The sequence below is a fragment of the uncultured Aliiroseovarius sp. genome, assembly GCF_947497285.1.
Classification (GTDB): Bacteria; Pseudomonadota; Alphaproteobacteria; order Rhodobacterales; family Rhodobacteraceae; genus Aliiroseovarius.
The window spans coordinates 39,703-63,683 of sequence record NZ_CANMFT010000002.1; the positions used below are offsets into that span (position 1 = coordinate 39,703).

The following is a 23,981-nucleotide window of genomic DNA, read 5'->3' on the forward strand; positions in this document are numbered from 1 at the left end:
TTCTTGCCCCGTTCGCGCGCGCGTGTCTGCGCGGGTGGCCCCAGCAGCCTGACAGGCGCAGAGGGTCCGGGGCATGCATGTCTAGACCTGAAAGGGAACTCTATGAACAAGGCGATTACCGACGGGGTGGTGTTCATGCCACCCGCGTTCGAAAACGGGCTTGGCGTCTGGTCCAGTGAGGATGGCACGCCGGGCTCTTTGACTTATGTTGGCGCAGGCAATGCGGCATTGGTCCCGGCGGATCAGGATTTTGATGGCTGTCTTGAGCTGTTCAAAGATCAGAACACGCAAAAATTGCGCTACATGGGCCAGACGCCGTTTGAACAGGGGTGTTATCTTCGTGTCTCGGCGCGGGTGAAAGCGATTTCGGGTCCGTTGCCCGAGGCGCGTGTGGCCACATGGGCCGCGCAGGCGAGCGGAGCGCATGCCGGCGGATACGTAGAAAACGGTCCGGCAACCGCACTGACGGCCTATGGTGAGGTGGTCGAGGTGTCCGCCATTATCGGGTCAGGCAGCCGCAATGGCGTCGACATGATCTGGGGGGCGGATGTCGCCTATGCCCATGTCGGGATCGACCTGACGGGAACGAACGGCGCCGTCGTTCGCATCGACGATATTGTCGTCGAAGATGTGACGGGCGCCTATTTGCGGGACATGATGGACTGGGTCGATGTGCGCGACTTTGGCGCGGCAGGCGATGGCGTCACCGACGACAAGGCGGCGTTTCAAGCCGCAGACGCTGCCGCCAATGGGCGCACTGTTTTGGTGCCCGAAGGCACCTATCGCATTGCGTCGAACCTGACCCTGCACGCCGATGTCCGGTTTGAGGGCACGCTGACCATGCCGGACAACGCCTATCTGTCACTGACCCGCAATTTTGATCTGCCAACCTATATCGACGCTTTCGGGACCGAGCTGCTTGGCTTTCGCAAAGCGTTTCAGGCCCTGTTGCACTATGCCGATCACGAAATTCTGGACATGTGTGGCCGCCGGATTGATGTCACGTCACCAATTGACATGCAGGATGCTTACAATTCAGGCGACAGCTTCCTGATCCGACGGGTCATCAAGAATGGGCAGTTTTATGTCGTCGGTGGGTCCGCTTGGGATGACGAGGTGACCACCGCCACGGCGCAATATAACGCCGCCAACCCCTATCGGTTGACCAATGTGGCCAATATTTCCGCAGTTATGCCGGGGTCGGTTGTCAGCGGTTTCGGTGTCGGGCGCGAAATCTATGTAAAGACGGTGGATGTCGCCAACTCCGAGGTCGAACTGAGCCAACCGCTTTGGGGTGCGGCCGCAAATCAGACATATACCTTTACGCGGCACAAATACGTGCTCGATTTCGGCGGGTTTGCAGAGGTGAACCGACTGAACCTGATAGAGGTCGAGCTTCAGTGCAACGGGCATGCCTCGGGCGTGATGCTGCCGCGTGATGGCGAAAACTTCGTGTTTCAGGACTGCTTTTTCATCAAACCCAAAAACAGGGGGATCAGCTCGGTCGGGCGCGGGTGTCAGGATCTGCATTTGGATCGCTGCCAATTCATCTCGAACGAACAGGGCATTGCGGCGACTGACCGGGTGTCGGTGGCATTCAACGTGAACGCAAATGACGCCAAGATCCGCGATAACCGGTTCCAGCGGATGGGCACCTCGATGGTGCTGCACGGATCGGGTCACATCATCCAAGGCAACCACTTGTTTCAAGGTGACGAGGTGACAGATGGCCCACGGGTTGCGGGCCTTGTTTTCACCTATGAAAACAACAAGACCGTTCTGAATGGCAACTACATCGACAATTGTTTCGTCGAATGGAACAACGAACACGATGCCTTCCCAGATTTTGGGTCCGAATACTCCTTTGGCGGCATGACGATCACCGGCAACATCTTCACGGCCAATGATGTCGCATCCTGGTTCAAGTGGATTTATGTCAAACCCTTCGGCACCGGCCACTACCTGTCGGGGCTTCACGTGACCAACAACACCTTCCGGACCATCGCGGGTGCCATCAATCGGGTCGAGGGCGTGTCCACCACCCATGCCGATCTGGATTACTGGAGCATGAAAGATGTCACCTTTGAAAACAATGCATTCGTCGGGATCAGCCAGAAGACGATTTCGCCGGTGACGCTGGAATTCAACCAGAACACTGAAGCCGCCACCTGGGTACTCGACGGCTCGGATTATCTTCCGTTTGGCGGCAACGCGCGAACGGTGCAAAGCGTCACCATCGAAGGGGATCTGCGCGATGCTGGCAACAACCAAGTTTGGGACAATCCGCATGTGTTGGTCAATCAAGGGCCGAGCTACAAAAAGGTGGCGTTGACGTGGTCAAAAGCGGTGCGTGGAACGGCACATGTAACAATGCGCGTGGATCGGCCGGTCTGACCGGTCGCCGCGCTGTTTCCCTTTCATATGCGACCAAGGCCCGCCGTATGGCGGGCCTGATTTCGTTGGGAATTCTGCAAATCCATTGACCCGGATCAATGCAGCCAACCGACGCCAGTGCTATCAGCAATCTGACAGCACAAAAGGAGAGATGCGCATGACAGCGAAGCAACCCGCAGCAGCCACCCAAAAAGCCACGGCACAAGCCAAGAAAGCGGAAACCAAACCGGACAACGTGGTGCCCGATACGGTATCGTCGGACAAAGGTGGCTTTCCCACCGTCAGCGAAGACAAGATCCGCCAAACCTTCGAGAACGGCAAGTATCCTTATGCGCACAAGCTCGGGCGTAAGGATTACGAGGCGCAGAAGGCGAAGCTTCAAGCCGAGCTTTTGAAAGTTCAGCGCTGGGTCGGTGAGACCGGGCAGAAATTTGTTTTGCTGTTTGAAGGTCGCGATGCAGCGGGCAAGGGCGGCACGATCAAGCGCTTTATGGAGCACCTCAACCCACGCGAAGCGCGTGTGGTTGCGTTGAATAAACCCACCGATGTCGAACGCGGCCAGTGGTTTTATCAGCGCTATATCCAGCATCTGCCAACCGCGGGTGAAATGGTCTTCTATGACCGCTCGTGGTATAATCGCGCCGGGGTCGAGCGCGTCATGGGGTTCTGTTCGCCCAACGAATACTTGGAGTTCATGCGCCAAACACCCGAGTTTGAACGCCACCTTAGCCGCTCGGGTATTCAGCTTTACAAATACTGGTTCTCGGTCACACGCGAAGAGCAAAAGCGCCGTTTTGACAGCCGTAAGGGTGACCCGTTGAAGCGTTGGAAACTGAGCCCGGTGGATGTGGCGTCGCTGTCAAAATGGGACGATTACACCGAAGCCAAGGAAGCAATGTTCTTCTATACCGACACGGCCGACGCACCTTGGACAATCATCAAGTCAAACGACAAGAAACGCGCAAGGATTGCTTGCATGCGGCATTTCTTGTCCACGATTGACTACCCGGACAAAGACCACGAATTGGTTGGTCAGCCTGATCCTCTGATCGTGGGCCATGCCAGTCAGGTGATCCACAATGCGGATCACATTCTGGGCGCAAGCTTGCACCCCGAACAGCGCCGCAACTGATCGCGCGGCCGGGGCCGCAGCAATCAATACGACAGGAAAGGGGGCTTCACGGCCCCCTTTTTCTGTGTCGTTGCCCGCTGATTGCCGCCGGGCGTGCGACCACCCCTTGCCTTCGCCCAACGTCCAGCTAAGGTCGGTTGAAAATGGGCAAAGGTGAGCAGGATGTTACAATCAAGACGGTTCTTTACGTTCGGCCTTGCCGGGGTGTTTTTGACAGCGTGTCAGTCAGGAGGCGCCACCGCGCCCGCCGCACGCCCTGCAACTGGTGCTGCCATGCGGTCGGTCCCCAACGCGGGCTTTGACGCGTGGGTCGAAGGCGCCAAAGCGCGCGCCATCGCCGGTGGTATCAATCCTGCGACCGTCCGGCAGGCCTTTCGCGGGGTTGGCTTTCTTCCCGGTGTGGTGGAGCGGGACCGCAACCAGACCGAATTCGTCCGCTCGTTCGAAGACTATCTGGCCATCGCAGCCTCTGACGATCGCATTGCGAAAGGGCGTGTGATGTTGCGCAGTCATGCCAGTTTGCTGGCCGCGCTCGAAGCAAAATATGGGGTCGAGAAAGAGGTTCTCGTCGCCGTTTGGGGCGTCGAAAGCCGCTATGGTGAACGGCGCGGCGATGTGCCGGTCATCTCGGCCTTGTCGACCTTGGCGTATGACGGGCGGCGCGGTCGGTTTTTTGAAAGCCAGCTGATCGCGGCGCTCAAGATATTGGAACGCGGCGACACCACGCCTGCACGAATGACGGGCAGTTGGGCAGGGGCGATGGGGCACACACAGTTCATCCCGACCTCGTATTTGGCCTATGCGGTAGACTTCAACGGGGACGGGCGGCGCGACATCTGGTCAGATGACCCGACGGATGCGCTGGCCTCGACGGCGGCCTATCTTAGCCGCTCTGGCTGGAAGCGCGGACAGCGGTGGGGGGACGAGATTACCGGCCGCGCACCGACCGGGCAGGGCAGTGTGGTGAAGCCGGCGGGCGAAAATGGCCCGGTCTTCGAGGTCTACCATAACTACCGCGTTCTGGGGCGTTACAACAACGCGCAGAAATACATTATCGGCGTGGGACACCTGTCTGACCGCTTGGCAGGGCGTGGCCCATTGCGGGCGACGTTCGGGCCGGACGAATATGGGCTGACCTTGGAGGATCGCAAGGCGTTGCAGGTGGGATTGACGCGCGCGGGCCATGATGTGGGTGAAGCAGATGGCGTGATCGGCAAAAAGACTTTTGCAGCGATCGAGGCATTCCAGCGCGCCCGCGGTTTGCCGGTGACGGGCCGTCCCTCGCGGGCGTTGTTGTCCATGCTGCGCTGACCCATGCGCACCTCGCAGACCAGGCGGGGATGGCACGAAACCAAGCTTGCCCCGCCTTACCTTCCGGCATAGGTCTGGGTGATGAACCAAAGCCTGTCCTTCCCCCTTCACATGCGAGCGGTCCTTGTCCTGGGCCTGCCACTTGTGGCGTCGCATCTGGCGCAGTTCGCCGTGCAGATCATCGATACGGTGATGTTGGGGTGGTATGGGGTCGAGGAACTGGCCGCCGTGGTGCTGGCAGGCACGGTCTTTCTGCTTTTCCTGATCGTCGGCTCGGGGCCGGCTTGGGCGTTGATGCCGCTGATTGCCTCGGCGTCCGAGGCAGGCGATGACACGCGGGTTCGGCGGCTGACGCGCATGGCGCTTTGGGTGTCGTTCGGGATTGCCCTGCTGGTCCTGCCGATCCTGTGGTTCGCCGCGCCGCTGTTGCGCGCGATCGGTCAGGACGCAGCGCTTAGCGAAATTGCGCAGGATTATCTGCGCATCGCAGGCTGGGGGTTGATCCCGGCCCTGTTCGTGATGACCCTGAAAAGCTATCTTGCCGCGCTAGAGCGCACCCGCGTGGTCTTGTGGGCCACCATTCTAAGTGCGGCCATGAATGGAGTGATCAATTACGCGCTGATCTTCGGCAATTGGGGCGCGCCGGAACTTGGGGTGCGCGGGGCGGCGATCGCTTCGGTCGTGATCCAGGTTGCAGCCGGGTTGGTGATGGCAGTGTATGCCACCCGCGCCTTGCCGCAACACGCGCTGTTTCAGCGGATCTGGCGACCTGACTGGGAGGCCTTGGGCGAACTTGTGCGGATGGGTGTTCCGATCGGGTTGACCGGGCTGGCCGAGGTCGGGATGTTCTCGGCTTCCACAGTTGTTATGGGGTGGATCGGCACGTTGGAGCTGGCCGCCCACGGCATCGCCCTGCAGATCGTATCGGCGTTTTTCATGGTGCACCTTGGGTTTTCAAATGCCGCCACGGTGCGGGCGGGCCGCGCCCTTGGGCGGCGGGACGAAGACAGTCTGCGCCGCGGCGCACTGGCGGTTTTGCTGATGTCGGCACTGTTCGGCATCGTCACGGTGATGTTGCTGGTCGGTGCTCCCGACCCCATGATCCTTGCGTTCCTTGATCCCGATGAACCCCTGAAGGACGAGATCTTGAGCATCGGACGTTCGCTTTTGATCGTCGCGGCGCTGTTTCAGTTTGCTGATGGGGGGCAGGCGATCACCCTTGGCCTATTGCGTGGGGTGCATGACACCAAGGTGCCGATGATCATTGCGACAGTCAGCTATTGGATCATTGGGGTGCCGATGTCCTATGTGATGGGGATCACATGGGGCTTTGGCGGCGAAGGTGTGTGGATGGGGTTGGTGATCGGGCTGCTGGTCGCGGGTGTCTTGATGTCGTGGCGGTTCTGGGCGCGATCGTCGCGCATTGGGCAGGCGGCCGAGGTCTAAGGGCCGTCTTATTCCTCTTTCATCAGCCGGTCAGCTTTCTTTCGCACCAAAACCGTCCGCAGATCATGCATCGCCAACAAAAGGGCATCCGTCACCTGCTCCAATGCCTCGTCCGAGGCGCGCGTCTGCGCCCAATGGGCGGTCAGATTCAGGTGGTCAACGGCGCGTAGAATGTCGTCAATATCCCGCTTGGCAAGCGTGTCGCGCCGGTCCCTGATCCAGTTGGAGATCGCGTCCTGATCTTCCTGGGTCAGCTCGCGCCCGCCACTGGCCTTCACCTCGCCATTCTTGATGTTGATCGCAGCGATCTGATCCATCTCGATCCGACGATGACGGTTTTCAGTGTCAACACGGAACACGAAAGCTCCGTTTTCACGGATGCGGAAGTAATAGTCCGGCAGGTCTGCGGGCATGGGTGCTCCTTGCCTTGGCGGCGTCTTGAGATGCTGGTTTCAGGCCAGTGCGGCACAGAAGCCTTGAATGCGTGTGCAGGCTTCTTTCAAAGCCGCGTCCGAGGTTGCATAGCTGACGCGGAAATTGGGGGACAGCCCGAAAGCCGCGCCAAAAACCACGGCCACGCCGGTTTCTTCCAGCAAAGCTTTGGCGAACACCTCGTCATCGGTGATTTTCACGCCTGCAGGCGTTGTCTTCCCGATGCAGCCCTTGATCGAGGGATAGACATAGAACGCCCCGTCCGGCACCGGGCAGTCTAGCCCTTCGGCGGCGTTCAGCATCTCAACCACCAGATTTCGACGGCGCACGAAGGCTTTGTTGTTTTCGGCGATGAAGTCCTGCGGGCCATTCAGCGCCTCGACCGCCGCCCATTGGCTGATCGAACAGGGGTTCGAGGTCGATTGCGACTGGATCTTGCGCATGGCTGAAATCAGCTCGACCGGACCGCCGGCATAGCCGATGCGCCAGCCCGTCATTGCGTAAGCTTTGGACACCCCGTTGCAGGTCAGCGTGCGGTCATACAGGCCCGGCTCTACCTCGGCCGGGGTGCAAAACTCGAACCCATCATAGGCGAGATGCTCATACATATCGTCTGTCATCACCCAGACATGGGGGTGACGCATCAACACATCCGTCAGCGCTTTCAGTTGATCGCGTGAATATCCCGCACCGGTCGGGTTGGAGGGCGAGTTGAAGATCAGCCACTTGGTCTTGGGCGTGATCGCGGCCTCCAGCTGTTCGGGCGTCATGCGAAAGCCCGTTTCAATCGGGCATTCGACCACGACAGGTTCGCCACCGGCCAGCAAGACCATATCCGGGTAGCTGACCCAATAGGGGGCAGGGATGATCACCTCGTCACCGGGATTCAGGGTCGCCATCAGGGCGTTGTACAGGATCTGCTTACCACCCGTGCCAACCGAGATCTGACCTGGCGCATAGTCCAACCCGTTTTCCCGCCTGAACTTGTCGCAAATCGCCGCTTTCAGTTCCGGCATCCCGTCCGGGGCTGTGTATTTTGTCTTGCCCGCGTCGATTGCGTCTTTGCCCGCCTGCTTGATGTTGTCGGGTGTGTCAAAGTCTGGCTCGCCCGCGCCAAGGCCAATGACATCGCGCCCTGCGGCCTTCAATTCCGCGGCCAATGTCGAAACAGCGATCGTGGGCGATGGTTTTACGCGATCAAGTGTCGCTGATAGGAAAGACATGGGGCCCTCGGTTTGTAAGTTGGTCTCAATTCTTCTAGGGTCAGGCGCGAAACCGATCAAGCGCCAACCTTGGATCGGCGCAAGCGACGCGATGGAAAAGGGTATGACGATGAGCGAAATTCTCGACGATGAGGGCTGGTTTTCGGAAGAGGCTGCAACCTTCGGTGATCGCCTTGCGGGTGCACGCGAAGCCGAGAGGTTGACCCAGGCTGAATTGGCGCGCCGCGTCGGTGTAAAGCTCAAGACCCTGCGCGGGTGGGAAGAGGACCTGAACGAACCGCGCGCCAACAAGCTTCAGATGCTGTCGGGCATTTTGAACGTGTCATTGCGCTGGATGTTGACCGGCGAAGGCACCGGTGTCGAAGCCCCGACCGAGGCGCCCGACGATGCGCCCGACATCCGGGATTTGCTGCTGGAAATGCGCGATATCAAATCCCAGATGGCCCGATCTTCCGAACAACTTGCCCGACTGGAAAAGCGTCTGCGCAAACGTCTGGAAGGAACTGTGGCATGAGCAGCCTATCACTCGATCAACTGAAAGAAACGCCCGGCGCGCGGCCGGGTGAAACGCATGATCACCGCGTGAAGCGGCTGGCAATGCGGTCCATGCGGCGCGGTATAAAAGAGATGGATATCATCCTCAGCAAGTATGCCGACGATCAGCTTGCTGATATGAACGGCGCCGAGCTTGACCTATACGAGGCGCTGCTGGGCGAAAACGATCAAGACCTGTATCAATGGGTTTCTGGCCAGCAGTCCGCGCCGGCGCATCTGTCCGAGCTGATCGAACATATCGCGCGACACACCGGCGCGCGCTAAGCGGCGCCACCGGTTCGGATTTTGCGAAATTTTTCTGCAACTCCTTTCTGCATTTAACTGAATGTTCTTTTTTTGCCGCGAAGGTCGCTCCTGTTAATTAGGTCGGAGAGACGGATGAGCATGCAAACCCCCATTGGGCAGACAGGCAGCCAGACTTTTGTGTATCAGTATCTTGAAGCGCTTGCGTTGGTGGAACGGTTACACCGGCTTCTTCTGGATGTGATCAAGGATGAATTCGAGCGTGTCGGCGTGTTGGAGGTGAACGCCGTTCAGGCGTTGTTGCTGTTCAACATCGGTGACAACGAGGTGACGGCGGGCGAGTTGAAGTCGCGCGGCTATTACCAAGGGTCAAACGTCTCCTACAACCTCAAGAAGCTGGTCGATATGGGGTATATGCACCATCAACGGTGTGAAATTGACCGCCGGTCGGTGCGGGTGCGGTTGACGGAAAAAGGTCGGTTCATCCGCGAAACTGTCGCGACACTTTTTGAGCGGCACGCAGACGGTCTGCAGTCGCGTGATGTGCTGAGCGCCTCGGGGATCGAAGACATCAATGCGTCACTCAAGCGGGTCGAACGGTATTGGACAGACCAAATCCGCTATATCTATTGACGGATCACAGTGGTGGTGTCGCCCGAACCGTCGGGCTCGACTTGGCTAACGATCATGCCCTGAAGTTCGCGTAGAAGTTTGCGCACCATCGCCTCTTCATAGTCTTGAAAGCCGAAGGCCTGTTCGACAAACCGTCCCCTGCCGTGGATCACAAGCTCTTTGTAATACGCAACAAGGTCGGACTTTGCATCGCCCGCCCCAATCACCAGACCATTGATCGTGATACCATCAAACCCCGCCAGATGCCTGACATCTTGCGGGCGGGGACCAGTATTCGCTGGCCCATCACCCGAGATATCCAATGTTCGCACCCAACAGTTTTGCTGCGACAACAGCCTCTGGCCGAAAATCATGGCCGCACCCAATCCCGTAGAAGGGTCGGCCTGAATACGTAGGGTCGCGCGCAAGCGATTGGCGACACCAAGCACCGCTGCACGGTCGGTCAACGACACCCAGTCCTGCAACAACCGCTGATGGCGTGGACCGCTCCATTCGAAAACCGAGATCTGAACCGGTGTCTTAGGGAAAGACAGGATCGCGCGCAGCACGTCTTCGTGTTCAAGGGCCGCAGCCAAGCCATTCATTTGCAGCCGATATTCGCCTGCATCGACCGACCCGGAAACATCCAAACCAAGCGCAAGGGCCTGCCGGCAGTCCGCACCAGTTTGGGCGCTGGCAGCCGCCGGAGGTGTGATCCAGAACAGCCCGGCTGCGAACAGGAAGCCACAAACCGCAACACACCGTGTGACAACCCCGCGCGCGTGTTTCATCACCAGTGACCGGTGTTTTCCATGCTGGCCCATGGCTCTGCCGGGGTCAGACGGTCGCCCGCTTGCAACAGCTCGATCGAGATATTGTCGGGCGAGCGAACGAAGGCCATGTGGCCGTCTCGCGGCGGCCGGTTGATGGTCACACCGTTGTCCATAAGATGCTGGCACATCTTGTAAATATCCTCGACCTCATAGGCCAGATGCCCGAAATGGCGACTGTCCGATGGCAGGCCTTCGTCGCCATCCCAGTTATAGGTCAGCTCCACAGGGCAGTCCGGCTGTCCCGGCGGGGCCATGAAAATCAGCGAAAACCGCCCTTGCTCGCTGTCCATCTGGCGGATTTTCTCAAGCCCCAGAAGTTCAAAGAACCGAATGCTGTCTTCAAGGTTCTTCACGCGAACCATTGTGTGCAGGTAACGAATTTTCATCTGTATCCTCCGGTGATCAAGGCGGGTTCGCCAACAGCCTAACAGGTCAAGCGCCCAAGAAAAGCGCAAACGCCGCATCTACGGCATCTTGCTGTTTTGCGATCCGCCTCGACTATATATAGTGGCCGGGCAATCATGAGACGAGAGATTCGACATGCCCCTGAGCCCCGAACAGATCCGCGAAATCGAAGAACAACGCAGCACCCCACAGCCGACCTTGCGGGCGGTCAGCCCCGGCATGGAAAAGCACCTCTATACCGCGCATGAAGTGCTGGACCACGGCTTTGTCCGCGTCATCGACTATATGGGCGACGACGCTGCGATCTGTCAGGCCGCGCGGGTCAGCTACGGCAAGGGCACCAAAAGCGTGCAGAACGACGCGGGCCTGATCCGCTACCTGATGCGCCACTGGCATTCGACCCCGTTTGAAATGTGCGAGATCAAGCTGCACGTCAAACTGCCTGTCTTCGTGGCCCGCCAGTGGATCCGCCACCGGACCGCGAATGTGAACGAATACTCGGCGCGTTATTCGATCCTCGACCGCGAGTTCTATATCCCCGCACCCGAACACGTCGCCGCGCAGTCGGTTGTGAACAATCAGGGTCGCGGCGCCGCGCTGGAAGGCGAGGAAGCCGCGCGCGTGCTGGAAATCCTGAAGGCCGACAGCAACCGCGCCTATGATCACTATGAACAGATGATCTCGGATGACGGCCAACAGGGGCTGGCGCGGGAACTCGCGCGGATGAATCTGCCCGCCAATATCTATACGCAATGGTATTGGAAGGTGGACCTGCACAACCTGTTCCACTTCCTGCGCCTGCGCGCCGACCACCACGCCCAATACGAAATCCGCGTCTATGCCGACGCGATCTGCAACATCGTCGCCGACTGGGTCCCCGCCGCATACGGCGCGTTCGAGGATTACCGTCTGGGCGGCGCCAACCTGTCCGGCCGCGCTATGGACTGCGTGCGCCGCATGCTGAAAGGCGAAGAGGTCACGCAGGAGAACTCCGGCATGTCGAAGGGCGAATGGCGGGAGTTTGAGGCGGAGTTGAAGGGGTGATGAATGGATGATTTTGTTCAGGTGGAAGAAAGGAACCTCCGAAATTGGGGGGTTGTCCCAAATGTGCGTGACTTACAGTCGCCAAAACATGTTAGCATTCGTTGCCCACATTGCTATCACCTGAGCACATTTGAATTACGAGGCTTACATTACAATGTGCACTCTGGTCTAGGGACGGCATTTTCCAACTGCTCAGGCTGCAATGCACGAATGACGTTCATCCTTCGTCCCGAAAATGGGGGAAGTAAGAAACTGACAAGGATATACGCCTCCAACGCGAGTGAATTTTCGGCAATAGCCTCCAACTATTCTGAACTGGTTCCGCAAAAGATTGTGGACGCGCTTTCAGAAGCGGTCAGTTCTCTAGCATCTGGCGCTAGCAATAGCGCGGCGGCGGCTGCTGGGCGCACGTTAGAAGGAGTGCTGAAGGACGTGATTGGCATAGATTCGACGGATCTTTCTTTGTATCAACTCATTGAAAAAGCTGTCGAAGAATACGATTTCAGTCAACCGATGAAGGATCTTGCCCTTGCTGTGAAAAAACGCAGAAACGAAGGTGCTCACTTTGATCCTAACGTTGAGGTTGATCGAGAATCTGCAGAAATTATGATCGGATTGGTCGGCAACGTAATTTCTTATTTTTATCAGGTGCCAATCGAGATTGACGCAAAGATTAAGAGGCTTGATGAGCTGCGAGGGCAGGCGGATTAGATAATGCTTAAGTAACCCGTGCCGCGCACGGGCAGCGCCCGACCCTCCCCACGGGAGGGCGCTTCGCACCATCCCAGGGTCGGGCGCTGCCCTTTGAAAACGAAGCGCGTCCCCAATCACTCGATCAGTTCCTAGGCCATAGCAGTCCCCCTTCCGTTTCGCCCCAGACCACGCCATAACAGGCGTTGGGCGGCATTCGTGCCTAGCCAAATTGATGCCAATCTAGGAGGCAATATGCGCGTTTGGGGTCTGAAAAACTGTGACACATGCCGCAAGGCGGTGAAGGCGTTGGAGGCAGCGGGCCTCTCTGTCGATTACGTAGATGTGCGTGCTGACGGCGTTGACCCTGCCGATCTGGCGCGGTTCCATGCGGCGTTTGGCGAGGCGTTTGTCAATAAACGCTCTACCACGTGGCGCGGCTTGTCTGACAGTGAGCGCGCGGGTGATCCTATTGAATTGTTGACACAAAATCCGACATTGATGAAGCGCCCGGTGATCGAGGACAGGGACAAGTTGACGTTAGGTTGGGACGCAAAAACGCGTGACAGCTGGTTGGAGGGCGCCGCCTGAGCGCCTATCTGTTCGGAAAGTAGGAGGTATTTGCATGCGCAACGCTGCATTGGTTTTGGGGATCATCGCCGGGATTTGGGGCATGATCGTTGGATTTTTCGGCTATGGCTATACCGAAGTGATCGCGCGGATGGGCGAGTTGCCCGATCTGGCCGAACAGGTGGATAATCCGGGCCGGGTCCGCGCCTTTGCCCTTATCGCGCCGGTTCTTGCGCTGGCGGGTGGTGCGATGGCGCGCTCTGCCGCACAGGTTGGGGGCATCTTGCTGCTTTTGTCCGCGGCCGGCATGTATTTCGCTTTTGGCTATGGCGTGTTCACCATGTTCCCAATCGCGCTGGCAGGTCTGGGTGGGCTGCTCGCTCTGGTCGCGGTGAAGCCCGACCCGCACTAGGGTCCGCGTCAGCGGATGTTCAGCAGTCGGTCGACAGACAGCGGGCCTGCGCCTTTCAGCACCAAGGTCACCAGCACAACCATCCAGAACAGGCGTTGATCCAAAATCACGCTGTCGGGAATGCGGTCAAACCATGCGCCCAGCGTTTCGGGCTGCTCAATCCCGCCGTGGCCAAAAAGGTCGGTCAGGCTTTGCACGACGACAAAGCCGATCATCCCAAGGGCGGTTAGGCGGGTCAGCAATCCGATGGTGATCAATAGCGGCAAGGCGAATTCGGCCAAGGTGCCCGCGACGACCACGGCCCAGTGGAACATGCCAAGCTGCCCGATGTCATACGATGCGGCCTCCATCGCTTTGGGGAAAATCTGCGCATAGGCGCCAAGGCTGGGTTGGAAAACGCCAAGCAGGCCGTCGCCCGTTTTAGTCAGCGCCGAGGCCCAGAAATACCCAAGCAAAGTCGCAGCGAAAGTGAAGCGGGCCAGCGTGGGCAGGGTGGCCGGGGCCAACCGCTCGGCCAAATCGGCAAGCAGGTTATAGAGATTTGCCAAGGCGCGCATGGCGGTATCCTTCCGAGTGTTCAGTCTGGTTTGTCGATGCCGATGATAGAGTGGGTTGCGATCAGAACGCCAAGAGTGGCTGTCAGATCGAAATCAGGTGTGTCTGCCGTGGCAAGCCCCAGCGCGGTGCCAAAGCTGCAACCCTTGATCAGGGAATTGACGAAACGCGCGCCGCCATCGGGCAGCAGCTCGGCCACGGGATCAAAGCCGATGCGGCTGATCAGGATGGTCTCACCTCCGCCTTTGGGCTGTGGCCCACCCTTCATGTTGAAATCCCAGATCGCCTTTGCCGGCCATTTGGTGACCAAAACCTCGCTGGCAGGCGACATCTGAAGCCGCGTCGCCATCAATGCGCGATGGTCCAGCTTGGTCAGGTCATCAGGGTTAACAGGTGCCGCGTCGCCCGCGTGATAGGCACGCCGCAGGGCCAGTTCCAACCGCGCCACATCGGGCAGGTATTTCAGATGAAGCGTGCCGGGGAAGCTTTCCAGAAACCCCGGAAGGGCGGCCCCGTAATGCATCATAAGGGGCGAGGTTGGCGGGTGAATGCGTAGGTAAACCTTTGCCATTTCGCGAAAAAATTCGTCGCCGACCAATTTGGCAAGCACCGGGAACCCCGTCAGCATCGCCTCGGACAAGCCATGCACAACGTTGTTGCGGTAGACCGAGAACCGCTTGGAGGCTTGTTGACCGTCGGGGTTGGTCAGCCCGTCCGGCACCGCCTGTTGTGGATCAAGCAGCGCTTTGCGAAACGCCGTTTGCGTCACGGTTACATCACCTGTGCGGGGAAGGGTTTCAGCGCGCGTCATGCCGAGACCTGCGCGGCCAATGCTGGTTCCATGTGGCGCGTCGCGCGGGCGGCTTCGGCTTCCAGAATGTCCCAATCCGGCACGTCATTGTCCCATTCCACAAGGGCAGGGCGCGCGCCTGCACGGGCGATCACGTGGTCAAACAGGGTCCAGACGGGTTCGTCCACCGGCGTGCCGTGGCTGTCAATCAACAGCTTGCGACCCATCTCGTCGGCATCTTCGTCATGGCCAGCAAGGTGAAATTCTTCAACCAAGTCAAGCGGGTAGGCGTCGATATAGGCGCGTGGATCAAAGTCCAGATTGGTCGCAGAGACAAAGACGTTGTTCACATCCAGCAGCAGCCCGCACCCGGTGCGCCGGGCAACTTCGCGCAGGAAATCCGGTTCGGACCACGTGCTTTCAGCGAAGGCCAGATAAGATGACGGGTTTTCCAGCAGCATCTTGCGCCCAAGGTGATCCTGCACCTCGTTGATATGCGCGGTGATGCGGGTGAGTGTGTTGGTTGTGTAGGGCAGCGGTAAAAGATCGTTCAGGAACGCGCCGTCATGGGTCGACCACGCCAGATGTTCGGAAAACATCGCGGGGTTCAGCCAATCGACCAAGCGCTTCAGGCGGGCAAGATGTTCGGGGTCCAAACGGGTTTCACCACCGATGGATAGGCCGACACCGTGCACCGAAATCGGGAAATGCTCGGCCAAGTGGCGCAGTTGCGCCATTGGGCGTCCGCCGTCGCCCATGTAGTTTTCCGCGTGAATCTCAAGCCAACTGACCGTGCCGGGGTTGTCGATGAGGGCCGCAAAATGCTGCGGTTTGTATCCGACGCCCGCCCCGTTGGGCAACGTGTTGTCATGGGCAATATCAAGCATGGAAAGCTCCATCGAAAGCTCGGGTCAGGCGGTTGACTTGGCAAAGGGTGCAGGCTGGTCAGGCGCGATGGTGGCTCCGGCCGGACAACCGGCCAGAGCGATTTGCAACCAGATTTAGCTGGCAGGCAGGTTGGTATCCAGAGCCTCCAACGAGCCCTTCATCATCATGCCTTCAGCGTCGGTGACCTCCATGGTCTCGCACGTGCCGGCCGGAACCAGTTTCCAGGCGTTGCCTTGGTAGTCGACGGTGGAAGTGCCTGCGCAGGTGGTGCCGGGGCCAGCGGCGCAATCGTTTTGACCTGCAAGCGACACACCAAAGCATTTTTCCTGCTCGCCATCAGCGAAGGCGGGCACGGCGCTGGCGGCAACTGCGGCAGAGACTGCACCAAGAACGGCGACGGTTTTCATGTTGTTGGACATCAAGTTTTCCTTTCGGGTTTTATTCTCACCGCTCATGGGCGGTAAGGGAAAGGTAAAGCGTGGGGGGCAGGCGGCTCCATTCACGAACGCGTAATTCACGGCTCCGTTAGCGGGAGTGATCGCTGCAAAGGCGCGTTCGTTGGCGTGGTGGCGCGTGGCTTGAGCCCGTTAAGCCCTCATATCAATGGGAAAATCTGGGCGATCGGAAAATCGACTTCGCAAACTTTGCGTGACCCGAGCCAATTGCGATTTCGAAAGTTTCAAGAAAAGCGCCGTCTTCTTGGCGTTTGTTACAGGCTTTTTGGTGATACTTTCCGTTTGTCACGGGCAATGTGAGGGGGTGCGACGTATTGGGATAGAAAAAAACCCCCGCGCTTGGCGGGGGTTTAAGGTCTTAGCCCTGCTATTCGGCCAGATCGGGCGGGGTCGCTTCGTGCGCCAGCATCCCGGCCACGTCTTCCAACGGCAGCACCTTCGAATGCTTGTCGCCCAAGCGGCGCATCGATACCGTGCCGTCTTCGACTTCTTTCATGCCGCAGGCCAGAATGACCGGCACCTTGCCGACCGAGTGTTCACGGACCTTGTAGTTGATCTTTTCATTTCGAATGTCAGCCTCTGCGCGGATGCCTTTTGCTTTCAGCGCGGCGACGACGTATTGCACGTAGTCATCAGCGTCCGACACGATCGAGGCGACAACCACCTGACGTGGTGCGACCCAGAAAGGCAGCTTGCCCGCGTGGCTTTCGATCAGGATGCCAATGAAGCGTTCAAAAGACCCCAGCGTGGCGCGGTGCAGCATGACCGGGCGATGCTTGGCCCCGTCCTCGCCGATATAATTCGCATCCAGACGTTCCGGCAGGACGAAATCCACCTGCAATGTGCCACATTGCCAGTCGCGCCCGATGGCGTCGGTCAATACAAACTCCAGCTTGGGACCATAGAATGCCCCTTCGCCGGGGTTCAGTTCGCAGTCATAGCCCGCCGCTTTGGTGGCCCCCAAAAGCGCGGTCTCGGCTTTGTCCCAGACCTCGTCCGATCCCGACCGCTTTTCAGGACGGTCCGAGAACTTGATCGCGAAGTTTTCGAACCCAAGGTCTTCGTAGATCGCGGACAGAAACTCGATGAAGATTTTCGTCTCGTCCTCGATCTGCGCCTCGGTGCAGAAAATATGCGCGTCATCCTGTGTGAACCCGCGCACCCGCATGATCCCGTGCAGAGCGCCCGACGGCTCATACCGGTTGCACGAGCCAAACTCGGCCATGCGCAGGGGCAGGTCGCGATAGGATTTCAGACCCTGATTATAAATCTGAACGTGGCACGGGCAGTTCATCGGTTTCAGCGCGTTGACGGATTTCTCGCGCGCGTGTTCTTCGTCCACTTCGACGATGAACATATGCTCCTGATATTTTTCCCAGTGGCCCGAGGCTTCCCACAGTTTGCGATCCACGACCTGCGGCGTGTTCACCTCGACATAGCCGCCGCGCTTTTGCTGACGGCGCATATAGTCCTGAAGCTCTGTGTAGATCGTCCAGCCGTTGGGGTGCCAGAAGATTTGGCCGGGGGCTTCTTCCTGCATGTGAAACAGGTCCATCTCGCGGCCCAGCTTGCGGTGGTCACGTTTGGCGGCTTCTTCCAGCATGTGCAGGTGCTTTTTCAGTTGCTCCTTGTTCTGGAAGCCGACGCCATAGATCCGTTGCAACATCGCGCGATCTGAATCGCCACGCCAATAGGCACCCGCCACGCTCATCAGTTTGAACGCGTCGGCGGGCAGTTGGCCTGTGTGTTGCAGGTGCGGACCGCGGCACAAATCCTGCCAATGGCCGTGCCAATACATGCGCAGCGGCTCGTCACCCGGAATGGCTTCGATCAGCTCGACCTTGTAGGGTTCGTTATTGGCCTCATAGAATTTCACCGCGCGGTCGCGTTCCCAAATCTCGGTGGTGACGGGTTCGCGCTTGTTGATGATCTCTTTCATCTTGGCCTCGATCTGGCCGAGGTCTTCGGGCGTGAACGGCTCTTCGCGGTCAAAATCGTAATACCAGCCGTTATCGATCACCGGGCCGATGGTAACTTTCACGTCGGGCCAGATCTCCTGCACCGCGCGCGCCATCACGTGGGCGAAGTCGTGGCGGATCAACTCCAGCGCCTGCGTGTCGTCCTTCATCGTGTGAAGCGAGATCGACGCATCGTCGTTGATCGGCCATTGCATGTCCCAATGGGCACCACCGACCGTCGCGGAAATGGCTTTCTTCGCCAACGAATTTGAGATGCTCGCGGCGACCTCGGCAGGGGTCACGCCCGCGTCATAGTCGCGCGAATTGCCGTCAGGAAATGTAAGGGAAATCTGGCTCATTGGCCTTCTCCTCGTCGTTTTGGCGCCCACGGAACGCCCGGTTGCGGGTTATGTGTGGGCGACTTTTGAACCTTGCGTGCGCGGCTGTCAACGGCTTGAAGGGCAAGTTGGGGATTGCAGAGCATTTCGCGCCCGGTATGGTTTGCGCGACACATCAGACGGGAAAGACCATGACCGACATTCAGTATCTCGACACCGCCAATGGCCGCCGCATCGCTTACGTGAAAACAGACGGGCAGGGGCCGACGATCCTGTTTCTGTCCGGCCTGAAGTCGGACATGGAGGGCACCAAGGCGGTCGCGCTTGAGGCTTGGGCCAAGGCCGAGGGGCGGGCGTTCCTTCGGTTTGACTATTCCGGGCACGGCAAAAGCTCGGGCGAGTTTACCGAAGGCTGCATCGGAGATTGGCATGAGGACACACTGGCAGTTGTCGACCAGTTGATTGACGGCCCCGTTCTGGTGGTCGGCAGTTCAATGGGCGGCTGGCAGTCGCTGTTGCTGGCGCGCGCACGACCGGGCCGGGTGGTGGGTCTTGTCACCATCGCGGCTGCCCCTGACTTCACCGAAGATGGCTATTGGGCCGGGTTCAGCGATGATCAGAAGGCGGAACTGGAGCGTAAGGGCTTCGTGACGCTCCCCTCGGACTATGACGAGGATTACATTATCACCAAGCGCCTGATCGAAGATGGGCGCGATCATCTGGTTCTGCGCAGCCTGCTGAAGCTTGATGTGCCTGTGCGTTTTCTGCAAGGGACCGAGGACACCGCCGTGCCGACCGCGCAGGCGGTGAAACTGCTTGAGCATGTCGAAGGCGCCGACATCCGGCTGACGTTGGTGAAAGGCGCCGATCACCGGTTTTCAGACGAAGAATGCCTGCGCACCATTCAGAAGATGGTGAAAGTCGTGCTGTCGCGCGGATGATTGCCGCATCTTTCTGCGGCTTCCGCGATAGCGCTTGCGCAATTCGGCGCTGCGCTTCAAAGTCCCGACCGAGGCAAGACAGACAAGCGAGCGAATGATGCCAGACCCCTTGGTGCTAATTCCGGGAATGATGTGTGATGCGCGCGTTTTCGGGCCGCAGATCAACGATCTTTCGCGTGATCACGCCGTTCACGTGGCCGCCCCCGTGGTGGGCGACACCATTCGTGAAATGGCAGCGCATATTTTGGATCAAGCGCCGGCGCGCTTTGCCTTGGCCGGGCTGAGCATGGGCGGCATTGTCGCGATGGAGATGGCGCGCCGCGCACCCGAGCGGGTCAACCGGCTGGCATTGATTTCAACCACGCCATTGCCCGACACCCCAGCGCAAGCCGCGTGGCGTGAACCGCAGATTGTGCGCGCAAGCGCAGGGCGGCTGGATGAGGCGCTGAACGAAGCAATGTCGCCGGACAATCTGGCCCCTGGCGCCGGTCGAGCTCCGATCCTGGAGCTTGTGCACGACATGGCGCACGGGCTTGGTGCCGAGATGTTCGTGCGCCAATCGCGCGCGCTACAGCGCCGCCCGGATGCACAGCGTGCGCTTCAGAAATTGCGTGTCCCGGCGATGGTCATGTGTGGGGCGCATGACGGGCTGACACCTCCGAAAAGGCATGAAACCATGGCGGCGCTTATCCCGGGGGCAGAGCTTGTCACATTGCAGGATGCAGGCCATCTGCCCACGCTTGAGGTGCCGCTTCAAGTCACGATCGGGCTGCGCGCCTGGTTGGAAATGCCGCTTGAACTTCGGTAGGTAAGTTGTAGAAAACAATAAAAGAAAGGCGCACCGTTCAGGCGCGCCTTCTTTTGTTTTTTCCGCCGGATGCTTGGCTGCTCAGACGGCTTTCAAAACAGCAGACTTGCGTGCTTTGGTCGCCCGTTTCTTCGCGGCTTGCGCGGCGTGGCGCCCTTTGTTCTGGTCAATGAAGTCCAGCACCAAGGGACGGATGTTGTTGCGCCAGCTTTTGCCCGCGAAGATGCCGTAATGTCCGGCGCCTTCTTCCACATGGCTGGCCTTCTTGCTGTCGGGCAGGCCGGTCAGCATCTCAAGTGCCGCGATACACTGGCCCGGTGCCGTGATATCATCTTTGGTGCCTTCGACAGTTTTCACCGCGACATCGGTGATCGCACCGATATTGACCGTGTGGCCGTCGACGACGAATTCGTTCTTGGCGATCTCGCCCTTTTTGAACACGCGTTCAACGGTGGACAGATAGAATTCTGCAGTCATATCCATCACGGCAAGGTATTCGTCATAGAACCGATTATGTTTGTCATTCTCGGTCGCTTCGCCTTTGGCCACGCGCATGACCTGATTTCTGAACGCCTTGGAGTGGGTTTCGGAATTCATCGACATGAAGCCGGCCAGTTGCAACAGTCCGGGATAAACCATCCGGCCTGCGCCCTTGTATTTGAACCCAACGCGCTGGATGGCGAGCTCTTCCAATTGTCCCATCGTCACGCGACGCCCAAAGTCCGTCACGTCGGTGGCGGCGGCGTCGGGGTTGATCGGCCCGCCAATCAGGGTCAGCGTTTGCGGTTGGGCCTCGGGGTCAACTTCGGCCAGATAGGCCGTCGCGGCAAGGGTCAGGGGGGCCGGTTGGCAGACCGCTACCACATTGATGTCCGGCCCAAGATGGCGCATGAATTCAACAAGGTAGAGCGTATAATCCTCGATATCGAACTTGCCTTCGCTGACCGGGATATCGCGGGCGTTGTGCCAGTCGGTGATATAGACCTCGGCGTCAGGCAACAGGCTGGCGACGGTCGAATGTAGAAGCGTGGCATAGTGGCCCGACATCGGCGCAACCAGCAATATGCGGCGCTCTTTCTCAGGCCGACCTAGAACTTTGAATTGGATCAAGTCTCCGAACGGGCGTTCGACCAACTTATCGATCTGCACGATGTGATCACGCCCATCTTCGGCGACGACGCTGGTGATGCCCCAATCCGGCTTCATCACCATGCGGTGAAAGCTGCGTTCTGTGACTTCGCCCCAAGCGGCCATCATTTGAAAGAACGGGGTCGGCATAAGCGCCGTTGCCGGATAGGAACCCATCGCGGCGGCGGTCGCACCGAGCCACTGATTCGTGTTGCGGATGGTTTCCATCAGGTCGTAGGTCGCCATATATCGCATGTGAATTACCCTTTGATTTTTGCTCGCTGCATTCGCATAGTCGAAAACACATGCGGATATCTCGATGCTGCACGTGCGAAATCATACGGGGGAAATTGCTTCATGACAACTGACCAAAATAATCAGGGCCAGGAGTTGAGTGAATTAAACGACAATCTTGCCCGTATCGAGGCATTGTCCACGCGACTTGCAAATATCATTGCGCATCGCAAGCCCGTCAGGTCCAGTTTGCAGGCCCCCGGTCAGGAATTCTTTTTGGAGACAGCCGGCAAGGTGTGGGCCGAGATCTTGGCCAACCCAGCCAAAATGATTGAACATCAGGCGAGCTATTGGGGCAAAACGCTTGAACACGCTATCGAAGCTCAGGCGGCGATCGCCAGAGGCGACTTCAATTCCGCCGATGATGAAACGCCCAAGGATCGGCGCTTTTCCAATCCGCTTTGGGATTCGCATCCGTATTACAGCTACCTCAAGAAACAATACCTCACGACCTCGCAAGCCATGAAAGAGGCTCTTGGCGATGTCGAGGGCGTGGAAGACAGCGAACGCAAGCGTCTGGAGTTCTTCACCCACCAGATCATCGACATGATGAGCCCGACCAACTTCCTGGCCACCAATCCCGAAGCGATTGAGCGCGCTGTCGAAACCAAAGGGCAATCCTTGGTCGCCGGATTGGAAAATCTGGTTGCGGATCTGGAAGCGCATGACGGCGAATTGCTGGTCAAGCTTGTCGACGATACCGCCTTCGAAGTGGGCAAGAACATCGCAACAACGCCGGGGCAGGTCGTCTATCGCAACCGGATGATGGAGCTGATTCAGTATGCCCCGACGACCGAAAAGGTCCACACCACGCCGTTGATCATCTTCCCGCCCTGGATCAACAAGTTCTACATTCTGGACCTGAAAGAACAAAACAGCCTGATCAAGTGGATCGTCGAACAGGGCTTTACGCTGTTCGTGGTCAGTTGGGTAAACCCGGATGCCTCTTACGCCGATGTTGGTATGGGGGATTACATCGAAGACGGCTATCTGGCCGCGATGCGTGAAGTGAAGGCGATCACGGGGCAGAAGAAGGTGAACGTGGTTGGCTATTGCATCGCCGGCACAACGCTGTCGCTGACACTGTCGCTGATGAAGAAGCGCGGCGATACCTCGGTGAAGTCGGCAACCTTCTTCACGACCCTGACGGATTTCTCGGATCAGGGAGAGGTCGGGGTCTTCCTCGACAATGATTTCGTGAACGGGATCGAGGAAGAGGTGAAAGAGGCGGGCTATCTAGACAGTTTCTTCATGTCGCGGACGTTTTCCTATCTGCGTCCCAATGATCTGATCTATGGGCCGGCCATCAACAGCTATATGCTGGGCAAGACGCCACCCGCCTTTGATTTGCTGTATTGGAACGGCGATAGCACAAACCTTCCGGCCAAGATGACGGTCGAATACCTGCGCGGGCTGTGTCAGGGTGACCAGTTCGCCAAAGGGGACTTCCCCTTGTTGGGCGAGCATCTGTCGATCGAAGATGTGAATGTCCCGCTGTGCGCGATCGCATGTGAAACGGACCACATCGCCGCGTGGAAATCGTCTTACGACGGTTTCCGGCAGATGGGGTCGAAGAACAAGACGTTCATCTTGTCGGAAAGTGGCCATATCGCGGGCATTGTGAACCCGCCTTCGAAAAAGAAATACGGACACTACACCAATGAGGACTGGCCAGCAGCGTCGTCGGATTGGCTGGACGGGGCCACGTTCCACGAAGGATCGTGGTGGGGCAGGTGGGCCGAGTGGCTTGGTGCGCAGTCTGGCAAGATGATCGACGCCCGCGAGATAGGCGATTCGGATCATAAACCGCTGGCGCCCGCTCCCGGAACATATGTCGTCGCGAAGCCAAATATCTGAATTTCAACGTCTTCTGAAGAAGTTATGCTGCAGTGCAGAAAAAGACTTGATTTGCTGCGCTGCAGCATGCATATTGTCTTCAGTTGAGAAATTCAGACGCCACCTCCTCACATCGGCGTCGCACCACGGAGAATAGAAATGACTAAGACACAAGACTTCACCAAGATGTTCCAAGACATGATGGGTAACTTCCCTGTTGACATGTCGGTCGCTCAAGACGCTTTCAAAAACCAAGCCGCTCTGGCCGAAAAGATGTCGAAAGTTGCTCTGCAAGCTGCAGACAAATCGGCTGAGATTTCGACCAAGTGGACCAAAGAAACGCTGACCAAAATGGGCGACGTTACCACTGCAAAAGAAGAAGCAGCTGATTATGGCAAAGCCGTAACCGACTTCGCTTCGGCTCAAGCCGAGCTGGCCGCTGAGAACCTGGCTGCTTTCGCTGAAGTTGCTAAAAAAGTTCAAGCTGAAACAGTTGAACTGATGATGGCTGCTGGCAAAGAGATCGGTGACGACGCTCAAGCCGCTGTTAAAAAAGCCACTGACGAAGTTCAGAAGGCCGCCAAAAAAGCGACTGCTAAGTAATCGGAACAATCGCCGGACTTACCTCCCAACCGGCATTTTTCCTAAGGGCGAGCATCATGCTCGCCCTTTTTCTTTGTCGCGACTG

25 protein-coding genes are annotated in these 23,981 nt (G+C 58.2%); 15 read left to right on the forward strand and 10 right to left on the reverse strand.

The genetic code is table 11. From position 1 onward, the window contains the following. The first annotated feature begins 102 nt into the window (after positions 1 to 102). From Q0864_RS03620 to Q0864_RS03635, 4 genes are all read left to right on the forward strand, one after another. On the forward strand, positions 103 to 2,394 hold the full coding sequence (locus Q0864_RS03620; protein ID WP_298566251.1) for a glycosyl hydrolase family 28-related protein: 2,292 nt from the start codon (positions 103 to 105) through the stop codon (positions 2,392 to 2,394). Positions 2,395 to 2,551: 157 nt separating this feature from the next. Further along, positions 2,552 to 3,526, forward strand: a complete 975-nt coding sequence (gene ppk2, locus Q0864_RS03625; protein WP_298566252.1) for a polyphosphate kinase 2 — start codon at positions 2,552 to 2,554, stop codon at positions 3,524 to 3,526. Between the two features lie 162 nt (positions 3,527 to 3,688). Next, positions 3,689 to 4,837: a lytic murein transglycosylase gene (locus Q0864_RS03630; protein ID WP_298566253.1), complete on the forward strand. Its 1,149-nt coding sequence runs from the start codon at positions 3,689 to 3,691 to the stop codon at positions 4,835 to 4,837. Between the two features lie 81 nt (positions 4,838 to 4,918). Beyond that, positions 4,919 to 6,283: an MATE family efflux transporter gene (locus Q0864_RS03635; RefSeq protein ID WP_298566255.1), complete on the forward strand. Its 1,365-nt coding sequence runs from the start codon at positions 4,919 to 4,921 to the stop codon at positions 6,281 to 6,283. A gap of 8 nt (positions 6,284 to 6,291) precedes the next feature. On the opposite strand, the gene Q0864_RS03640 is transcribed toward Q0864_RS03635, so the two are convergent. Beyond that, complete coding sequence (locus Q0864_RS03640) at positions 6,292 to 6,696, reverse strand: hypothetical protein (protein WP_298566257.1); 405 nt, start codon at positions 6,694 to 6,696, stop codon at positions 6,292 to 6,294. A gap of 39 nt (positions 6,697 to 6,735) precedes the next feature. After that, complete coding sequence (locus Q0864_RS03645) at positions 6,736 to 7,938, reverse strand: pyridoxal phosphate-dependent aminotransferase (RefSeq protein ID WP_298566259.1); 1,203 nt, start codon at positions 7,936 to 7,938, stop codon at positions 6,736 to 6,738. 109 nt (positions 7,939 to 8,047) lie between these two features. Between Q0864_RS03645 and Q0864_RS03650 the strand changes: the two genes are divergently transcribed. The 3 genes from Q0864_RS03650 (at position 8,048) to Q0864_RS03660 (ending at position 9,369) form a co-directional block, all read left to right on the forward strand. Next, a complete protein-coding gene (locus Q0864_RS03650) occupies positions 8,048 to 8,452 on the forward strand; it encodes a helix-turn-helix domain-containing protein (protein ID WP_298566261.1) in 405 nt (134 codons plus the stop codon). Further along, the gene (locus Q0864_RS03655; protein ID WP_298566263.1) at positions 8,449 to 8,757 is read left to right on the forward strand and encodes a succinate dehydrogenase assembly factor 2; all 309 of its coding nucleotides are present in this window, start codon (positions 8,449 to 8,451) and stop codon (positions 8,755 to 8,757) included. The genes Q0864_RS03650 and Q0864_RS03655 overlap by 4 nt, the downstream gene beginning before the upstream one ends. A gap of 114 nt (positions 8,758 to 8,871) precedes the next feature. After that, entirely contained in the window at positions 8,872 to 9,369 is a 498-nt protein-coding gene (locus Q0864_RS03660) for a winged helix DNA-binding protein (RefSeq protein ID WP_298566265.1), read from the forward strand. Here the strand turns inward: Q0864_RS03660 and Q0864_RS03665 are convergent. Both Q0864_RS03665 and Q0864_RS03670 read right to left on the reverse strand, forming a co-directional pair. Continuing rightward, complete coding sequence (locus Q0864_RS03665) at positions 9,363 to 10,139, reverse strand: DUF1194 domain-containing protein (RefSeq protein ID WP_298566267.1); 777 nt, start codon at positions 10,137 to 10,139, stop codon at positions 9,363 to 9,365. The two genes, Q0864_RS03660 and Q0864_RS03665, sit on opposite strands and share 7 nt — an antisense overlap. After that, positions 10,139 to 10,567: a VOC family protein gene (locus Q0864_RS03670; RefSeq protein WP_298566269.1), complete on the reverse strand. Its 429-nt coding sequence runs from the start codon at positions 10,565 to 10,567 to the stop codon at positions 10,139 to 10,141. The genes Q0864_RS03665 and Q0864_RS03670 overlap by 1 nt, the downstream gene beginning before the upstream one ends. Before the next feature lie 154 nt (positions 10,568 to 10,721). Here Q0864_RS03670 and thyX point away from each other — a divergent pair, with 154 nt between their 5' ends. The 4 genes from thyX (at position 10,722) to Q0864_RS03690 (ending at position 13,302) form a co-directional block, all read left to right on the forward strand. Then, a complete protein-coding gene (gene thyX / locus Q0864_RS03675; protein ID WP_298566271.1) occupies positions 10,722 to 11,630 on the forward strand; it encodes an FAD-dependent thymidylate synthase in 909 nt (302 codons plus the stop codon). 3 nt (positions 11,631 to 11,633) lie between these two features. Beyond that, a complete protein-coding gene (locus Q0864_RS03680) occupies positions 11,634 to 12,341 on the forward strand; it encodes a DUF4145 domain-containing protein (RefSeq protein ID WP_298566273.1) in 708 nt (235 codons plus the stop codon). A gap of 234 nt (positions 12,342 to 12,575) precedes the next feature. Further along, entirely contained in the window at positions 12,576 to 12,911 is a 336-nt protein-coding gene (locus Q0864_RS03685) for an ArsC/Spx/MgsR family protein (RefSeq protein WP_298566275.1), read from the forward strand. A gap of 34 nt (positions 12,912 to 12,945) precedes the next feature. Then, positions 12,946 to 13,302, forward strand: a complete 357-nt coding sequence (locus Q0864_RS03690) for a hypothetical protein (protein WP_298566277.1) — start codon at positions 12,946 to 12,948, stop codon at positions 13,300 to 13,302. 8 nt (positions 13,303 to 13,310) lie between these two features. On the opposite strand, the gene Q0864_RS03695 is transcribed toward Q0864_RS03690, so the two are convergent. The 5 genes from Q0864_RS03695 to thrS all read right to left on the reverse strand — a co-directional run bounded on the left by Q0864_RS03695 (position 13,311) and on the right by thrS (position 18,307). Continuing rightward, positions 13,311 to 13,859, reverse strand: coding sequence for a DoxX family membrane protein (locus Q0864_RS03695; protein WP_298566279.1), 549 nt, complete (start codon positions 13,857 to 13,859; stop codon positions 13,311 to 13,313). 20 nt (positions 13,860 to 13,879) lie between these two features. Next, positions 13,880 to 14,668 (reverse strand): DNA-binding domain-containing protein, encoded by a 789-nt coding sequence (locus Q0864_RS03700; protein ID WP_298566281.1) that lies wholly within the window; start codon positions 14,666 to 14,668, stop codon positions 13,880 to 13,882. Further along, positions 14,665 to 15,534 carry a DUF692 domain-containing protein gene (locus tag Q0864_RS03705; RefSeq protein WP_298566282.1) on the reverse strand — a complete coding sequence of 290 codons (870 nt, stop codon included), beginning with the start codon at positions 15,532 to 15,534 and terminating at the stop codon, positions 14,665 to 14,667. The genes Q0864_RS03700 and Q0864_RS03705 overlap by 4 nt, the downstream gene beginning before the upstream one ends. A 114-nt stretch (positions 15,535 to 15,648) precedes the next feature. Beyond that, entirely contained in the window at positions 15,649 to 15,954 is a 306-nt protein-coding gene (locus tag Q0864_RS03710; RefSeq protein ID WP_248363683.1) for a DUF2282 domain-containing protein, read from the reverse strand. A gap of 403 nt (positions 15,955 to 16,357) precedes the next feature. After that, positions 16,358 to 18,307: a threonine--tRNA ligase gene (gene thrS, locus Q0864_RS03715; RefSeq protein WP_298566285.1), complete on the reverse strand. Its 1,950-nt coding sequence runs from the start codon at positions 18,305 to 18,307 to the stop codon at positions 16,358 to 16,360. 170 nt (positions 18,308 to 18,477) lie between these two features. Between thrS and Q0864_RS03720 the strand changes: the two genes are divergently transcribed. Then, positions 18,478 to 19,227: an alpha/beta hydrolase gene (locus Q0864_RS03720; protein ID WP_298566287.1), complete on the forward strand. Its 750-nt coding sequence runs from the start codon at positions 18,478 to 18,480 to the stop codon at positions 19,225 to 19,227. A gap of 97 nt (positions 19,228 to 19,324) precedes the next feature. Continuing rightward, a complete protein-coding gene (locus tag Q0864_RS03725) occupies positions 19,325 to 20,035 on the forward strand; it encodes an alpha/beta fold hydrolase (protein ID WP_298566289.1) in 711 nt (236 codons plus the stop codon). A gap of 81 nt (positions 20,036 to 20,116) precedes the next feature. Here Q0864_RS03725 and phaZ read toward each other — a convergent pair whose 3' ends face one another. Further along, a complete protein-coding gene (gene phaZ, locus Q0864_RS03730; protein ID WP_298566291.1) occupies positions 20,117 to 21,418 on the reverse strand; it encodes a polyhydroxyalkanoate depolymerase in 1,302 nt (433 codons plus the stop codon). 102 nt (positions 21,419 to 21,520) lie between these two features. Between phaZ and phaC the strand changes: the two genes are divergently transcribed. Together phaC and Q0864_RS03740 are read left to right on the forward strand one after the other, a co-directional pair. Next, positions 21,521 to 23,314: a class I poly(R)-hydroxyalkanoic acid synthase gene (gene phaC / locus Q0864_RS03735; protein ID WP_298566293.1), complete on the forward strand. Its 1,794-nt coding sequence runs from the start codon at positions 21,521 to 21,523 to the stop codon at positions 23,312 to 23,314. Between the two features lie 138 nt (positions 23,315 to 23,452). Continuing rightward, entirely contained in the window at positions 23,453 to 23,896 is a 444-nt protein-coding gene (locus Q0864_RS03740; RefSeq protein ID WP_298566295.1) for a Phasin, read from the forward strand. Positions 23,897 to 23,981 lie beyond the last annotated feature (85 nt).

Excerpts from the sequence above, each read along its gene's own strand:
- Q0864_RS03620 (WP_298566251.1), top strand. The coding sequence starts at position 103 with ATGAACAAGGCGATTACCGACGGGGTGGTGTTCATGCCACCCGCGTTC.
- ppk2 (WP_298566252.1), top strand. The coding sequence starts at position 2,552 with ATGACAGCGAAGCAACCCGCAGCAGCCACCCAAAAAGCCACGGCACAA.
- Q0864_RS03630 (WP_298566253.1), top strand. The coding sequence starts at position 3,689 with ATGTTACAATCAAGACGGTTCTTTACGTTCGGCCTTGCCGGGGTGTTT.
- Q0864_RS03635 (WP_298566255.1), top strand. The coding sequence starts at position 4,919 with ATGAACCAAAGCCTGTCCTTCCCCCTTCACATGCGAGCGGTCCTTGTC.
- Q0864_RS03640 (WP_298566257.1), bottom strand. The coding sequence starts at position 6,696 with ATGCCCGCAGACCTGCCGGACTATTACTTCCGCATCCGTGAAAACGGA.
- Q0864_RS03645 (WP_298566259.1), bottom strand. The coding sequence starts at position 7,938 with ATGTCTTTCCTATCAGCGACACTTGATCGCGTAAAACCATCGCCCACG.
- Q0864_RS03650 (WP_298566261.1), top strand. The coding sequence starts at position 8,048 with ATGAGCGAAATTCTCGACGATGAGGGCTGGTTTTCGGAAGAGGCTGCA.
- Q0864_RS03655 (WP_298566263.1), top strand. The coding sequence starts at position 8,449 with ATGAGCAGCCTATCACTCGATCAACTGAAAGAAACGCCCGGCGCGCGG.
- Q0864_RS03660 (WP_298566265.1), top strand. The coding sequence starts at position 8,872 with ATGAGCATGCAAACCCCCATTGGGCAGACAGGCAGCCAGACTTTTGTG.
- Q0864_RS03665 (WP_298566267.1), bottom strand. The coding sequence starts at position 10,139 with ATGAAACACGCGCGCGGGGTTGTCACACGGTGTGTTGCGGTTTGTGGC.
- Q0864_RS03670 (WP_298566269.1), bottom strand. The coding sequence starts at position 10,567 with ATGAAAATTCGTTACCTGCACACAATGGTTCGCGTGAAGAACCTTGAA.
- thyX (WP_298566271.1), top strand. The coding sequence starts at position 10,722 with ATGCCCCTGAGCCCCGAACAGATCCGCGAAATCGAAGAACAACGCAGC.
- Q0864_RS03680 (WP_298566273.1), top strand. The coding sequence starts at position 11,634 with ATGGATGATTTTGTTCAGGTGGAAGAAAGGAACCTCCGAAATTGGGGG.
- Q0864_RS03685 (WP_298566275.1), top strand. The coding sequence starts at position 12,576 with ATGCGCGTTTGGGGTCTGAAAAACTGTGACACATGCCGCAAGGCGGTG.
- Q0864_RS03690 (WP_298566277.1), top strand. The coding sequence starts at position 12,946 with ATGCGCAACGCTGCATTGGTTTTGGGGATCATCGCCGGGATTTGGGGC.
- Q0864_RS03695 (WP_298566279.1), bottom strand. The coding sequence starts at position 13,859 with ATGCGCGCCTTGGCAAATCTCTATAACCTGCTTGCCGATTTGGCCGAG.
- Q0864_RS03700 (WP_298566281.1), bottom strand. The coding sequence starts at position 14,668 with ATGACGCGCGCTGAAACCCTTCCCCGCACAGGTGATGTAACCGTGACG.
- Q0864_RS03705 (WP_298566282.1), bottom strand. The coding sequence starts at position 15,534 with ATGCTTGATATTGCCCATGACAACACGTTGCCCAACGGGGCGGGCGTC.
- Q0864_RS03710 (WP_248363683.1), bottom strand. The coding sequence starts at position 15,954 with ATGTCCAACAACATGAAAACCGTCGCCGTTCTTGGTGCAGTCTCTGCC.
- thrS (WP_298566285.1), bottom strand. The coding sequence starts at position 18,307 with ATGAGCCAGATTTCCCTTACATTTCCTGACGGCAATTCGCGCGACTAT.
- Q0864_RS03720 (WP_298566287.1), top strand. The coding sequence starts at position 18,478 with ATGACCGACATTCAGTATCTCGACACCGCCAATGGCCGCCGCATCGCT.
- Q0864_RS03725 (WP_298566289.1), top strand. The coding sequence starts at position 19,325 with ATGCCAGACCCCTTGGTGCTAATTCCGGGAATGATGTGTGATGCGCGC.
- phaZ (WP_298566291.1), bottom strand. The coding sequence starts at position 21,418 with ATGCGATATATGGCGACCTACGACCTGATGGAAACCATCCGCAACACG.
- phaC (WP_298566293.1), top strand. The coding sequence starts at position 21,521 with ATGACAACTGACCAAAATAATCAGGGCCAGGAGTTGAGTGAATTAAAC.
- Q0864_RS03740 (WP_298566295.1), top strand. The coding sequence starts at position 23,453 with ATGACTAAGACACAAGACTTCACCAAGATGTTCCAAGACATGATGGGT.